Source organism: Pseudomonas sp. FW305-25 (assembly GCF_017351415.1).
GTDB lineage: Bacteria > Pseudomonadota > Gammaproteobacteria > Pseudomonadales > Pseudomonadaceae > Aquipseudomonas > Aquipseudomonas chlororaphis.
On sequence record NZ_JACNDE010000006.1, the window covers coordinates 137,275 to 150,321 of the forward strand.

The following is a 13,047-nucleotide window of genomic DNA, read 5'->3' on the forward strand; positions in this document are numbered from 1 at the left end:
GGCGTAAGCGTCCATCGCGGGCAAGCCTCGCTCCTACAAAATGCTTTGCTTAGCAGCCAGTGATCCGGCTGCAAGTGAACTTGCCGCTGCTGCCGCCGGAGCTGGAAAAGCGGTTGCGGGTGGTCCAGCCGACGCGCTGGCTGTAGCCGACCCAGGCTTCGCCGTCGGAGGCCAGGCCGGTAAAGAAGGTCAGCTGGCCGTAACGGCTGTTGGTCTGCGCCCAATAACGTTTGCCGGCGACTTCGAAACCCCGCAGATAGGTAGTACTGCCCGCGGCCGCGACGCTGTACGCATTGCCTTCGGCATCCACGCAGGCCAGCAGGTTGGCGCTGCGGGTGCAGGTGGCCAGGGCGCTGGGCACTTGCGCGATGGCGGTGTCCGCGACCAGCAGGGACAGGCTCAGCAGCGTGTATTTCAAGACGTGGCGCATGGGGTTTCTCGGCAGGGGACGCTCAAGCATCCCGCCCTTCGTCGCGGGCGGCAAGAGAGGGTTGGCTTATTTGTATTGTTATACTATAACATTAAATAAAGCCTGATCCGTGACCCACCATGACTGAACGCCCGATGACCGAAGCGCAACTTCTCGCCCAGCCCGAGGCGGACTACATGAACGACGTCCAGCAGGCCTATTTCCGTGAGCTGCTGCTGGCGCAGCGCGTCGAGCTGCAAGAGCGCATCGATGGCGAGTTCGAGGTGCTGCGCGAGCAGGAGCCCCACAGCGACCCCGCCGATATCGGCAGTGCCGAAGAGCAGCGTCAGTGGCAACTGCGCCTGCTGGAGCGGGAAAAGAAGCTGCTGGACAAGATCGACGAAGCCCTCGAACGCCTGGCCCGTGGCGAGTACGGCTGGTGCCGCGAAACCGGCGAGGCCATTGGCCTCAGGCGCCTGCTGCTGCGGCCCACCGCCACCCTGTGTATCGAAGCCAAAGAACGCCAAGAGCTGCGCGAACGCCATCAACGGGCGATCTGACCCAGCCCCCCAGCCCCCGATGAGGATCACCTGATGACCGACCGTCTTCCCGTTACCGTGCTGTCCGGCTTTCTCGGCGCCGGCAAAAGCACGCTGCTCAACTACGTTCTGCGCAACCGCGACAACCTGCGGGTGGCGGTGATCGTCAACGACATGAGCGAAATCAACATCGACGGCAGCGAAGTGCAGCGCGATGTCAGCCTCAACCGCGCCGAAGAAAAACTGGTCGAAATGAGCAACGGCTGCATCTGCTGCACCCTGCGCGAAGACCTGCTGGAAGAGGTCGGCAAGCTGGCCAGGGACGGGCGTTTCGATTACCTGTTGATCGAGTCCACCGGCATCTCCGAGCCGCTGCCGGTGGCCGAGACCTTCACCTTTCGCGACGAAGCGGGGCAGAGCCTGGCCGACATCGCGCGGCTGGACACCATGGTCACCGTGGTCGACGGCATGAACTTCCTGCTCGATTACCAGGCCGCGGAAAGCCTGGCGTCCCGCGGCGAAACCCTGGGCGAGGAAGATGAGCGTTCGATCACCGATTTGTTGATCGAGCAGATCGAGTTCGCCGACGTGATCCTGATCAGCAAGATCGACCTGATCGGCAGCGACGAGCGCCAGGAACTGATCGCTATCCTCGAACGCCTCAATTCCCAGGCGGAAATCATCCCCATGGTGATGGGCGAAGTGCCGCTGGCGAAGATCCTCAACACCGGTCGTTTCGACTTCGAGCGCGCTGCCCAGGCGCCGGGCTGGCTGCAGGAGCTGCGCGGCGAGCACGTGCCGGAAACCGAAGAATACGGCATCGCCTCCAGCGCCTATCGGGCGCGGCGACCCTTCCATCCACAGCGCTTTTTCGATTTCATCAACCGCCCCTGGAGCAACGGCAAACTGCTGCGTTCCAAGGGCTTTTTCTGGCTCGCCAGCAAGCACCAGGAGGCCGGCAGCTGGTCCCAGGCGGGGGGGCTGATGCGTCATGGTTTCGCCGGACGCTGGTGGCGTTTCGTGCCGAAGCAACACTGGCCGCAGGACGCGGAAAGCACTGCGGCGATCATGCAGAACTGGACTGCCGCCACCGGCGACTGCCGCCAGGAACTGGTGTTCATCGGCCAGAACATCGACTTCGCCCGGCTCACCGCCGAACTCGACGATTGCCTGCTGACGGACGACGAAATGGCCCAGGGCACGGAAGGCTGGCGCCTGATGCGCGACCCGTTCGGCCCCTGGCATGAAGAGGCCGCCGCCTGATGCTCTACCAACCACTGTCCCCTGTGGGAGCGCACCTGCTTGCGAAGCCGCTCCTGCGACCAACCCTGCAAAAACCGATACGCCGCGAGGCTTGCGGCCCGGCCCCTATCGTCCTCGCCGAGGTGCTGGACGACGAGGTCAACCTGGCCCTGTGGCAGCGCCAGTTGCCGGCGCATATCGCCGATTTCGGCGCCTTGCTGCTGTCGCTGAACGAACCGCTGGCCGAGTCGCTGTCGCTGGAACTCGACACCGAGGACGCCGAGCCGAACCTGCGCGGCCTGGCTTCTGGCTTCAGCGATCTGCTGGGCTACGATGGCTTTATCGCCGATGTCGCCTGGCTGGTCAGCGCCTTTGCCTGCCTGCTGGGGGCCAAGCGCGTCGGCCTGCGCTTGCGGGTGCTGGATAAGGCCATGTGCCCGCGCTTTCATGTCGACCATGTGCCGGTACGGCTGATCACCACCTATGCCGGTGTCGGTAGCCAATGGCTGCGCGAGGGCGCGATGGATCGTCGGCAACTGGGCCAGGCCGAGGCCGAACCCACGGATGCCGCGCTGATCCAGCAGATGGCCAGCGGCGAGGTGGCCCTGTTCAAGGGCGAGAAATGGCTGGGCAACGAGGGTTTCGGCCTGATCCACCGCTCGCCGCAACCGGCCCCCGGCGAGCGCCGGCTGATCCTCACCCTGGACTGGCTCGGCTGACCCTGTAGCTGCTGCCGCAGGCTGCGATCGGCTCCGCAGGAGACGTGCTCTTGAGGCCCTCGGAAGGCGCTGCGCGCCTTATCGCAGCCTGCGGCAGCGGCTACAGGAATTTCGCTGTCGCGGGTTAGCGCGTAGGATCAATCTCCTCCTTCCCGAGCGTTCCCCCATGCTGCACAACATCCCCACCCACGTCATCGCCGGCCCCCTCGGCGCGGGCAAGACCAGCCTGATCCAGCACCTGTTGGCACAGCGTCCGGCCCATGAGCGCTGGGCGGTGCTGATCAACGAGTTCGGCCAGATCGGCCTGGACGCGGCGCTGCTGGCCCGGGACGAGGACGGTATCGCCCTGGGCGAAGTGGCCGGCGGCTGCCTGTGCTGTGTCAACGGCGCGCCATTCCAGGTGGGCCTGGGGCGCCTGTTGCGCAAGGCCCGGCCCGATCGCCTGTTTATCGAACCTTCCGGCCTGGGGCACCCGGCGCAGCTGCTCCAGCAATTGCGCGAGGCGCCCTGGCAAAAGGTCCTGGCCGTGCAACCTTGCGTGCTGGTCCTCGATGCCCAGGCGCTGGCGGCCGGCAAGCCGCTGCCGCAGGCCCAACAGGAAGCATTGCCCAGCGCCGGCCTGTTGCTGCTGAACAAGGACGAAGGGCTCGACGCGGCGCAGCGTCAGGGCATTCTCGAGCAGTTGCCGGCCTGTCCGCTGCTCTGGACTACCCGCGGGATCTTGGCGCTGGAGCGCTTGCCTGGCGTGGAGGCTCGCGCGGGGGCTGCCGTCGAGGCCTTCGAAGTACCCAAGGGATTGGCGCAGCTGCCGGCGATCTGGACCGATCCGGCCCAGCCCATCTGCCTGAGCCAGGCCCAGGAGGGCGGCTGGAGCATCGGTTGGCGCTGGCACCCGAGCCAGGTATTCGATGTTCGGTGCCTCGAGCAATGGCTGGCGAGCCTTGATTGGCGCCGGGCCAAGCTGGTGATCCACGGTGCGCAGGGCTGGGTCTCGGGCAACGCCCTGGATAACGCCGCGCTGCACTGGCAAGCCAGCGAGTGGCGCCGCGATTCACGTATCGAGCTGATCTTCAGCGAGCCGCAGGACGTGGCCACCCTGCAACAGTCCCTGGCTGAGTGCTGCCAATAATCCAACCCCTGCTTCTGTAGGAGCGGCCGGTCGACGCTCGATTGCCCGCGAAAAAATCGTCAACGATGACGCGTTTTGCCAGGAAAAACCGTCGCTTCGCGGCTATCGCGGGCAAGCCTCGCTCCTACAGGAGTGCATAGGCGGTTGGCCTTACTTGCTGCGTCCTTCGCGCCATTGGCTCAGTTCGATCACTTCGGCGCTGTGTGTCGGCACGGGTGGCGGCGCGGGCGTTGCAATCGGGTAGGGCGCCAGCTCGATCTGCGCGCTGTGGGCGCCGAACTGGGTGATGGTCCCCGCATGGCGGGTTTCGCCGGTGACGGTGAATTCGAAGGTGTAGATCCGGGCCAGGCGCCGGCGACCACTGGCGTCCCTGACGAAACCGATGCGCTTCAACGCCACGTTGCCGTCCAGCAGCTCGATATCGAGCCGCGCGCAATGCTGCTTGACCCTCTCCAGCGCCCGCTCGCGCAGGCCGTGGTTGTGCCATAGCCAGGCAGCGCCGGTCGCCAGCAGCATCAGCACGAAAATGTTTCCAAGGGTCAGCATGAGGTGCGCTCCAACGAAGTCGCACCAGCTTAACTGCGTCTTCGGTCTGTCGTACAGGTTGCGTTTAGTCGCATACTGCGCGGCTCGAATTTCAATCGTTTTACGGAATGACCCGAATGAAACGTACGCCTCATCTGCTTGCGATCCAGTCCCATGTGGTCTTCGGCCATGCCGGCAACAGCGCCGCGGTGTTTCCCATGCAGCGGGTCGGGGTGAATGTCTGGCCGCTCAATACGGTGCAGTTCTCCAACCACACGCAATACGGCCAGTGGGCCGGCGAGGTGCTGTCGCCGCACCAGATCCCGGAGCTGGTGGAAGGCATTGCCGCCATCGGCGAACTGGGTAACTGCGACGCGGTGCTGTCCGGCTACCTGGGCAGCGCGGCGCAGGGGCGGGCGATCCTCGGTGGCGTGGCGCGGATCAAGGCGACCAACCCCAAGGCCCTGTACCTGTGCGACCCGGTGATGGGCCACCCGGAAAAGGGTTGCAGCGTGCCCCAGGAGGTCAGCGACTTCCTGTTGGAAGAGGCGGCGGCCGTGGCGGATTTCCTCTGCCCCAACCAACTGGAGCTGGACAGCTTCGCCGGGCGCAAGCCGCAGTCGCTGTTCGACTGCCTGGCCATGGCCCGGGCGCTGCTGGCGCGTGGCCCGAAAGCGGTGCTGGTCAAGCATCTGGATTATCCGGGCAAGCTGCCGGACGGCTTCGAAATGTTGCTGGTGACCGCCGAAGGCAGCTGGCACCTGCGTCGTCCGCTGCTGGCATTCCCGCGTCAGCCGGTGGGTGTGGGCGACCTGACTTCGGGCCTGTTCCTGGCCCGGGTGCTGCTGGGCGACAGCCTGGTGGCGGCGTTCGAGTTCACCGCCGCGGCGGTGCATGAAGTGCTGCTGGAAACCCAGGCCTGCGCCAGTTACGAACTGCAACTGATACGGGCCCAGGACCGGATCACCCATCCACGGGTGCGGTTCGAGGCGGTACCGATCGAGCTGTAACGGGTGCGTGGGGGCTTATTGCCAACAGGCTCGCTCGGCAGAAGCGAGCCTGTCTTGGACAATCAGGCGTCGGCCTTGATTTCCTGATAGCGCTTTTCCAGCTCCTGGCGGATCTGCCGGCGTTGCTGGGCCTGCATGAAGCGGCGTTTGTCTTCGCTGGTTTGCGGTTGCAGTGGCGGCACGGCGGCGGGTTTGCGCTGGTCGTCCACGGCCACCATGGTGAAGAAGCAACTGTTGGTGTGGCGCACCGAGCGCTCGCGGATGTTCTCGGTGACCACCTTGATACCGACCTCCATCGAGGTGTTGCCGGTGTAGTTGACCGAGGCCAGGAAGGTCACCAGTTCGCCGACGTGGATCGGCTCGCGGAAGATCACCTGGTCCACCGACAGGGTCACCACATAACGGCCGGCATAACGGCTGGCGCAGGCGTAGGCGACTTCATCGAGGTACTTGAGCAGGGTGCCGCCGTGGACATTGCCTGAGAAGTTGGCCATGTCAGGGGTCATCAATACCGTCATCGACAGCTGGGCGTTTCCGGGTTCCATAGCACACTCACGGGTTAAGGCAGGGGTTGCGGGGCGCACCTCTGCGGGTGCTTGGTCAGCGTTTCAAACCATCGATAACGGGACGCTGCGCCCGCGATCGCCGTCACGCGGCGATCTATCTGTTTCCATATATTGCACCGCCTTTCTGGCACAAGTCGCGATGTTAACCTTCAAAAGCCCGTCCCAAGGGCTTTTCCCGCTGGCCGGCAGGCTGCGCAACGCCCCCGCGCCGCCCGCAAGAACACGACCCCAAGGAGCCCCACGCCATGCATGCCATCAGCTTTATTCAGGACCTGGCAGTGATCATGCTGGTCGCAGGCGTGGTGACCATTCTCTTCCACCGGCTCAAGCAGCCGGTGGTCCTCGGCTATATCGTCGCCGGCTTCATCATCGGCCCGCACACCCCGCCGTTCGGCCTGATCCACGACGAAGACACGATCAAGACCCTGGCCGAGCTGGGGGTGATTTTCCTGATGTTCTGCCTGGGCCTGGAGTTCAGCCTGCGCAAGCTGTTCAAGGTCGGCGCCACGGCCTTTATCGCGGCGTTCATGGAAATCGTGCTGATGATCTGGATCGGCTACGAGATCGGCCGCTGGTTCGGCTGGAACACCATGGACTCGCTGTTCCTCGGCGCGATCCTGGCGATTTCCTCGACCACCATCATCGTCAAGGCGCTCAACGACCTGAAGATGAAGAACCAGCGCTTCGCCCAGCTGATCTTCGGCGTGCTGATCGTCGAAGACATCCTCGGCATCGGCATCATCGCCTTGCTTTCGAGCATCGCGGTCAGCGGCACTGTCAGCTCCGGGGAAGTGTTCTCCACCGTCGGCAAGCTCTCGCTGTTCATGATCGTCGCCCTGGTCATCGGCATCCTGCTGGTCCCGCGGCTGCTGGCCTACGTGGCCAAGTTCGAAAGCAACGAGATGTTGCTGATTACCGTGCTGGGGCTGTGCTTCGGCTTCTGCCTGCTGGTGGTCAAGCTGGAGTACAGCATGGTGCTCGGCGCCTTCCTGATCGGCGCGATCATGGCCGAGTCGCGGCAATTGCTGAAGATCGAGCGGCTGATCGAGCCGGTACGTGACATGTTCAGCGCCATCTTCTTCGTCGCCATCGGCCTGATGATCGACCCGCAGATCCTCCTGCAATACGCCTGGCCGATCGCGGTGATCACCGTCGCGGTGGTGCTGGGCAAGATGCTGTCCTGCGGCCTGGGCGCCTTTATCGCCGGCAACGATGGCCGCACCTCGCTGCGGGTCGGCATGGGCCTGTCGCAGATCGGCGAGTTCTCCTTCATCATCGCGGCGCTGGGCATGACCCTGCAGGTCACCAGCGACTTTCTCTACCCGGTGGCGGTCGCCGTATCGGCCATTACCACCTTGCTCACACCTTATCTGATCCGCGCCGCCGACCCGCTGTCGCTGAAGCTCGCCGCCGTGATGCCGACCCGCCTGAGCCGGGTGCTGGGCATGTACGGCGAATGGCTGCGCAGTATCCAGCCCCATGGCGAGGGGGCGCTGCTGGCGTCGATGATCCGGCGGATCTTGTTGCAGGTCGGGGTCAATCTGGCGCTGGTGGTGGCGATCTTCTTCTCCGGCGGTTATTTCGCCGCGCGCATCGGCGAATACCTGCAGGACTGGATCAGTGATCCGAGCTGGCAGAAGGCATTGATCTGGGGCGGGGCGCTGCTGCTGTCGCTGCCGTTCCTGATCGCCGCCTATCGCAAGCTCAAGGCCCTGTCGATGCTGCTGGCGGAGATGGGGGTGAAGCCGGAAATGGCCGGGCGTCACACCCAGCGCGTGCGCCGGGTGATCGCCGAGGTGATTCCGGTGCTGTCGCTGCTGGTGATCTTCCTGCTGCTGGCGGCGCTGTCTTCGAGCATCCTGCCGACCACCGAGCTGCTGGTGCTGATCGCGGTGGTGACGGCGGCGGTGGCCGCGCTGCTGTGGCGCTGGTTCATCCGCGTGCACACCCGCATGCAGGTGGCCTTGCTCGATACCCTGGATAACCACAAGGAAGACAATGGGCACTAATCGCCGGGTGATGCACAACTCAGCGGTTGGTCGCGCCAGTGTCGCCAGGCTTCGACCCAGCCCTGGTCGTGGGTGACCCTGGGTAGGCTGACGGATTGCACGCAGAAGGCTTGCGTCCCCAATGCCTGCCGATAGGCGGGGTAGAGGCTGGCAGGCACGCTGCGGTCGGCCTGGCCGAGCAAATGCCGTTGCGCCACCAGGGCCAGCTTGGGTGCCTGGTCCAGCGGCTCGAGGGAGCCGTGCAACGGGCTCAGCCCCAGCGTACTGACCCATAGCCGAGGGCTCAGGTTGCCGGCCAGGGTTTGCACCTGGGCAATGTCGTCTCGCCGCGCGGCCAGCAACAGGGCCAGTGCCGCGCCACCTGAATAGCCGATCAGCTCGAAATCCTGATTGCCATAACGCCGCTTGAGGCGGTCGAGGGCCTGGTCGAGGCTGCGCAGTACCGCTGGGGAAAAGCGCTGGTCGGTCCAGATGGCCGCCGTGCAGTCGGCCGCGCTGACGAATTGGCAGGGGCGGGCCAGATAGACGCTGGGACGCGGATCGCTCAGCGCCAGTTGCGCCATCAGCAGGTGCTGCGGGCTGGGGTCGAGGCTGGGTTGGCGGGCTGTCGCCCAGGCATGGCCGTCGCCTTCAAGGTAGACGCGCAGGCGGGGTTGTTTGGGTAAGCGCAGGGGCAGGCTGCTGGCGAGCGGGAAGGGTGACGTGGGCAGGACTTCGACCTGATGGGCGTACTGCGTGCTCAGGCTTTGCAACTGAGCCATGGGCGACTGACAACCCGCCAGCAGGCTGCTGGCGAGTAGTGTCAATGCGGCGATCGAGCGGGGGGCGCGACCGCTTGTGAACGTCATGCAACGGGTGGCAGTCGATCCATGCGCCTGTGCCCGCGGGGCGAAACCGCGCAAGGCCGATCAGCTTTCCAGCCAGACGTCCCGCGCCCAGTGCCACACCGATTCCCAGGACTCTTCGGTGATCAGCTCTTCTTCGCCGGACCACAGCACCACGGTGCCGTCTTCCTCGACGCAGTAGTAGTCGTCACCGTCCTGGCAGATCGGGATCAGCTCGCGCGGCACGCCCATGTCCCAGGCGGTGGCGGCCACTTCCGGCAGGTAGGTGTGGGATTGCGGGTCGGTCACGGTGACCGGCTCCAGGCTGCCGTAGACGACATCGCTCACGGTCAACAGGAACTCTTTGAAGACGAACGGGATATTGATGAACAGCTGTTCTTCGATTTCCACCAGCAGGTCTTCATCCGGCAGTTCCAGGGGAACGGGTACCGGTTCGTTTGCTTCACGGAGTTGCTCGATGACTTCTTCCACGGCCTGGGTCCTCTTAGCTCTATGGCGCGGTTTAATAGACGGCGGTTTATACAGTAGCTCGCTATAAGTGCAATCGTGAAATGCAAAACCCCGACCTGAGCCGGGGTTTTGCGATTACCGATGTGACACTGGAGAGAATCAGCCGTTCTGGCGGATACCTGCAACCAGCCAAGGCTGATTTTCGCCCTGGGCGCGCTCCATGTTCCAGCTTTCGCTGAACACTTCGCCCTGGTCGAAACGCGAGGTCTTCGACACGCCGGTGAAGGTCAGGGTTGCGATGGTCTTGTCGGCGCGGTCGTCGACGCCTTCCAGTTGCACATTGAGGTTGTCGATGTAGGTCGACTGGAAGCCGTCGCCCAGATCGGCACGTTCCTGCTTCAGGAATTGCAGCATCTGCGGGGTCACGAACTCGGCGATCTTGTCCATTTCGTTGGCGTCCCAGTGTTGCTGCAGGGACTGGAAGTGGTTGCGCGCGGCTTCGACGAAACGCTCTTCGTTGAACCAGGCTGGCGCGTTGATTACCGGACGGGCCGCGGCGGCAGGTGCAGCCGAACCACCGAAGATCGAACCGGAGGCAGGTTTTGGCTCGAAGGCTTCACGCTGCATTGGTGCGTGGCCGGCTGGAGCGTACTGCTCCTGCTGCTTGCGACGACGGGCGGCGATAAAGCGGAAGACCAGGAAGGCGATGACCGCCATGATCAGGATGTCGAAGATCTGCATGCCCTGGAAGCCGTCGCCCATGAACATGGAGGCCAGCAGACCGCCTGCGGCGATACCGGCAAGAGGGCCGAGCCAGCGCGAGGCGCCGCTGGCCTTGGTGGCAGCGCCCGCGGCACCGGCAGCGCCGGCGGTCGCGGCAGTGGAACCCATGCCGGAAGAGGACGGAGCCATCTGGCTGGTCTGGTGGGTCGGCGCGGCGCCAGCGCTTTTGCCGCCACCGAAGCGCTTGGCGTTGGCGTCGAGGCTCATCGTCAGGCCGATGCACAACGCCATGGCGATGCTAAGAAAACGTTTCATAAAGGGAATTCCCATTTGTGGATGGCACGCGCGCCATGTTGCACAGGTGAAGTGTCACTGGCTAGCGGCAGAGTGTTTCGGGCTTTTGCCTGACAGCCGCGGTTCAGCTTGGGTCGAGGCAAGTGGGCCCTATACAGGTTTGTCCGTTGGGCGGATGCAACGGCTCAGTGGCCGGTCAGCCCGACTTCGCCCCATGCCGCGGGGCATGCTTCTGGTTCAGAAGCATCGCCCCGGCATGGCGAAGGAGGTCAAGGCGTCAGATGGCTTCGAGCTTGGCGTAGCCGAGCATCAGCCACTTGCTGCCTTCGCTGAAGTTCACCTGGACCCGGGCCTGGGCGCCGGCGCCTTCGAAGTTGAGGATCACGCCGTCGCCGAATACCGAGTGGCGTACCGCCTGGCCGAGGCTGAGTCCGGTGTCCGGGATCTCGCTGCCGCCGAACAGGCTGCTGGTGCTCTGCGACTGGCCACCGCCGAACGGACGGCTGACGCTGTTGGACAGGCGCACTTCCTGGATCAGCCCCTTCGGTACCTCCCGTACGAAACGCGACACCTTGTTGTAGGTCTCGCTCCCGTACAGGCGTCGGGTTTCGGCGTAGGTCATCACCAGGTTCTGCATCGCCCGGGTGATGCCGACGTAGGCCAGGCGACGTTCCTCTTCAAGGCGGCCGGGCTCTTCCAGGCTCATCTTGTGCGGGAACAGGCCTTCTTCCATGCCCACCAGGAACACGTAAGGAAATTCCAGGCCCTTGGCGCTGTGCAGGGTCATCAGCTGGATGCTGTCTTCGTGCTCGTCGGCCTGGGTGTCGCCGGCTTCCAGCGAAGCGTGGCCGAGGAAGGCCGCCAGCGGCGTCAGTTCCTGGTCTTCTTCGGTGTGCTCGAAGTTGCGCGCGGCGCTGACCAGTTCCTCGAGGTTTTCTACCCGGGCCTGGCCTTTCTCGCCTTTTTCCGCTTCGTGGTAGGCGATCAGGCCGGACTGCTCGATAACGGTCTGGGTCATCAGGTGCAACGGCATCTCGGCGGTTTTCGCCGCCAGGTGCTCGATCAGCTCCATGAAGGCGCCCAGGGCACCGGCGGCACGCCCGGTCACGCCTTTATTGGCCACCAGCTGGCGCATCGCTTCCCACATCGACACATGGCTGTGGCGCGCGTGTTCGCGAATCGCTTCGACGGTCTTTTCGCCAATGCCGCGGGTCGGCACGTTGATCACCCGCTCCAGGGCCGCGTCGTTGCCGCGACCTTCGAGCAGGCGCAGGTAGGCCATGGCGTTCTTGATTTCGGCGCGTTCGAAGAAGCGCTGGCCGCCGTAGATGCGGTACGGAATGCGCTCGCGCAGCAGCGCCTCTTCCAGCACCCGCGACTGGGCGTTGGAGCGATAGAGGATGGCGATATCGCTGCGGGCCAGGCCGGTTTTCAGGGCGCTTTCGATGGTTTCCACCACGTAGCGCGCTTCATCGTGTTCGTTGAAGGCGGCGTACAGGTTGATCGCTTCGCCTTCGCCGCCGTCGGTCCACAGCTCCTTGCCCAGGCGCCCGGTGTTATTGGCGATCAGGGCGTTGGCGGCCTTGAGGATGCCGGCGGTGGAGCGATAGTTCTGCTCCAGGCGGATCACTTCGGTGTCCGGGAAGTCTTCGGAATACTGGTGAATGTTCTCGATCTTCGCGCCGCGCCAGCCGTAGATCGACTGGTCGTCGTCGCCCACCACCATCAGGCTGTCGCCGCCCTTGGCCAGCAGGCGCAACCAGGCGTACTGCACGGCGTTGGTGTCCTGGAATTCGTCCACCAGCACGTGGCGGAAACGCTTCTGGTAGTGCGCCAGCAGGCCCGGGTGGTCGCGCCACAGGTCCAGGGCACGTAGCAGCAGCTCGGAGAAGTCGATGACCCCGGCGCGCTGGCAGGCGGCCTCGTAGGCTTCGTAGATGCCGCGCATGGTGGCCAGGAACAGGTCGCCGCTGGCTTGAATGTGTTGCGGACGCAGGCCTTCGTCCTTCTGCCCGTTGATGAACCACTGGGCCTGCCGGGCCGGCCAGCGCTGCTCGTCCAGGCCGAGGTCGCGGATCACCCGCTTGACCAGGCGTTGCTGGTCGTCGCTGTCGAGGATCTGGAAGGTCTGGCTCAGGCCGGCCTCTTGCCAGTGCGCCCGCAGCAGGCGGTGCGCCAGGCCGTGGAAGGTGCCGACCCACATGCCGGCCGGGTTGATACCCATCAACTGCTCGATGCGCTGGCGCATCTCGGCAGCGGCCTTGTTGGTGAAGGTCACCGACAGGATGGAGTGGGGCGAGGCGTTCTCGACCTGGATCAACCAGGCGATACGGTGCACCAGCACTCGGGTTTTACCGGAGCCAGCACCGGCCAGGACCAACTGACGACCCAAGGAGGCGGCTACGGCCTGGCGTTGGGCATCGTTGAGGGAGTTCAGCAGAAGGGAGAGATCATCGCGCATCGGGGCATTCTAGGGGGCTGGCGCACACCGGGCAAACCAAGCTTTGGTTTAGCCGATAAAAGAACGCCGGGGACGACCGGTCGGTCACGGGCTGCAGCCGTTGGCCGGGCTTGGCTGGAGGAATTT

Annotated in this window: 13 protein-coding genes; 6 read left to right on the forward strand and 7 right to left on the reverse strand. The window is 64.4% G+C overall.

Annotated features, from left to right (window positions below; genetic code table 11):
* Positions 1-49: 49 nt before the first annotated feature.
* Positions 50-430, reverse strand: coding sequence for a glutamine synthetase (locus J4E58_RS08515; protein WP_087087428.1), 381 nt, complete (start codon positions 428-430; stop codon positions 50-52).
* 134 nt (positions 431-564) lie between these two features.
* Here J4E58_RS08515 and dksA point away from each other — a divergent pair, with 134 nt between their 5' ends.
* From dksA to J4E58_RS08535, 4 genes are all read left to right on the forward strand, one after another.
* Positions 565-969 carry an RNA polymerase-binding protein DksA gene (gene dksA, locus J4E58_RS08520; RefSeq protein WP_009051641.1) on the forward strand — a complete coding sequence of 135 codons (405 nt, stop codon included), beginning with the start codon at positions 565-567 and terminating at the stop codon, positions 967-969.
* Positions 970-1,002: 33 nt separating this feature from the next.
* Positions 1,003-2,211, forward strand: coding sequence for a zinc metallochaperone GTPase ZigA (gene zigA / locus J4E58_RS08525; protein WP_087087430.1), 1,209 nt, complete (start codon positions 1,003-1,005; stop codon positions 2,209-2,211).
* Complete coding sequence (locus J4E58_RS08530) at positions 2,211-2,909, forward strand: DUF1826 domain-containing protein (RefSeq protein ID WP_087087431.1); 699 nt, start codon at positions 2,211-2,213, stop codon at positions 2,907-2,909. Before zigA ends, J4E58_RS08530 begins: the two co-directional genes overlap by 1 nt.
* Positions 2,910-3,075: 166 nt before the next feature.
* Positions 3,076-4,038, forward strand: coding sequence for a GTP-binding protein (locus J4E58_RS08535; RefSeq protein WP_087087434.1), 963 nt, complete (start codon positions 3,076-3,078; stop codon positions 4,036-4,038).
* A 150-nt stretch (positions 4,039-4,188) separates the two neighbouring features.
* Here the strand turns inward: J4E58_RS08535 and J4E58_RS08540 are convergent, their stop codons facing one another.
* Positions 4,189-4,584 (reverse strand): DUF3301 domain-containing protein, encoded by a 396-nt coding sequence (locus J4E58_RS08540; RefSeq protein WP_007927603.1) that lies wholly within the window; start codon positions 4,582-4,584, stop codon positions 4,189-4,191.
* A 116-nt stretch (positions 4,585-4,700) separates the two neighbouring features.
* Between J4E58_RS08540 and pdxY the strand changes: the two genes are divergently transcribed.
* Positions 4,701-5,573: a pyridoxal kinase PdxY gene (gene pdxY / locus J4E58_RS08545; protein WP_007927602.1), complete on the forward strand. Its 873-nt coding sequence runs from the start codon at positions 4,701-4,703 to the stop codon at positions 5,571-5,573.
* Positions 5,574-5,635: 62 nt separating this feature from the next.
* Here pdxY and J4E58_RS08550 read toward each other — a convergent pair whose 3' ends face one another.
* Complete coding sequence (locus J4E58_RS08550) at positions 5,636-6,118, reverse strand: acyl-CoA thioesterase (protein WP_007927601.1); 483 nt, start codon at positions 6,116-6,118, stop codon at positions 5,636-5,638.
* A 266-nt stretch (positions 6,119-6,384) separates the two neighbouring features.
* Between J4E58_RS08550 and J4E58_RS08555 the strand changes: the two genes are divergently transcribed.
* Positions 6,385-8,148 (forward strand): cation:proton antiporter, encoded by a 1,764-nt coding sequence (locus J4E58_RS08555; RefSeq protein ID WP_087087436.1) that lies wholly within the window; start codon positions 6,385-6,387, stop codon positions 8,146-8,148.
* Here the strand turns inward: J4E58_RS08555 and J4E58_RS08560 are convergent.
* The 4 genes from J4E58_RS08560 to uvrD form a co-directional block, all read right to left on the reverse strand.
* Complete coding sequence (locus J4E58_RS08560; protein WP_087087438.1) at positions 8,145-8,996, reverse strand: alpha/beta hydrolase; 852 nt, start codon at positions 8,994-8,996, stop codon at positions 8,145-8,147. The two genes, J4E58_RS08555 and J4E58_RS08560, sit on opposite strands and share 4 nt — an antisense overlap.
* Positions 8,997-9,056: 60 nt before the next feature.
* Complete coding sequence (locus J4E58_RS08565; protein WP_007927598.1) at positions 9,057-9,464, reverse strand: SMI1/KNR4 family protein; 408 nt, start codon at positions 9,462-9,464, stop codon at positions 9,057-9,059.
* A 138-nt stretch (positions 9,465-9,602) separates the two neighbouring features.
* A complete protein-coding gene (locus J4E58_RS08570) occupies positions 9,603-10,481 on the reverse strand; it encodes a Tim44 domain-containing protein (protein WP_007927597.1) in 879 nt (292 codons plus the stop codon).
* A 256-nt stretch (positions 10,482-10,737) separates the two neighbouring features.
* Positions 10,738-12,921, reverse strand: a complete 2,184-nt coding sequence (gene uvrD, locus J4E58_RS08575) for a DNA helicase II (RefSeq protein ID WP_063433437.1) — start codon at positions 12,919-12,921, stop codon at positions 10,738-10,740.
* Between the last annotated feature and the right edge of the window lie 126 nt (positions 12,922-13,047).

Excerpts from the sequence above, each read along its gene's own strand:
- J4E58_RS08515 (WP_087087428.1), bottom strand. The coding sequence starts at position 430 with ATGCGCCACGTCTTGAAATACACGCTGCTGAGCCTGTCCCTGCTGGTC.
- J4E58_RS08560 (WP_087087438.1), bottom strand. The coding sequence starts at position 8,996 with ATGACGTTCACAAGCGGTCGCGCCCCCCGCTCGATCGCCGCATTGACA.
- dksA (WP_009051641.1), top strand. The coding sequence starts at position 565 with ATGACCGAAGCGCAACTTCTCGCCCAGCCCGAGGCGGACTACATGAAC.
- pdxY (WP_007927602.1), top strand. The coding sequence starts at position 4,701 with ATGAAACGTACGCCTCATCTGCTTGCGATCCAGTCCCATGTGGTCTTC.
- uvrD (WP_063433437.1), bottom strand. The coding sequence starts at position 12,921 with ATGCGCGATGATCTCTCCCTTCTGCTGAACTCCCTCAACGATGCCCAA.
- J4E58_RS08540 (WP_007927603.1), bottom strand. The coding sequence starts at position 4,584 with ATGCTGACCCTTGGAAACATTTTCGTGCTGATGCTGCTGGCGACCGGC.
- J4E58_RS08570 (WP_007927597.1), bottom strand. The coding sequence starts at position 10,481 with ATGAAACGTTTTCTTAGCATCGCCATGGCGTTGTGCATCGGCCTGACG.
- zigA (WP_087087430.1), top strand. The coding sequence starts at position 1,003 with ATGACCGACCGTCTTCCCGTTACCGTGCTGTCCGGCTTTCTCGGCGCC.
- J4E58_RS08550 (WP_007927601.1), bottom strand. The coding sequence starts at position 6,118 with ATGGAACCCGGAAACGCCCAGCTGTCGATGACGGTATTGATGACCCCT.
- J4E58_RS08555 (WP_087087436.1), top strand. The coding sequence starts at position 6,385 with ATGCATGCCATCAGCTTTATTCAGGACCTGGCAGTGATCATGCTGGTC.
- J4E58_RS08530 (WP_087087431.1), top strand. The coding sequence starts at position 2,211 with ATGCTCTACCAACCACTGTCCCCTGTGGGAGCGCACCTGCTTGCGAAG.
- J4E58_RS08535 (WP_087087434.1), top strand. The coding sequence starts at position 3,076 with ATGCTGCACAACATCCCCACCCACGTCATCGCCGGCCCCCTCGGCGCG.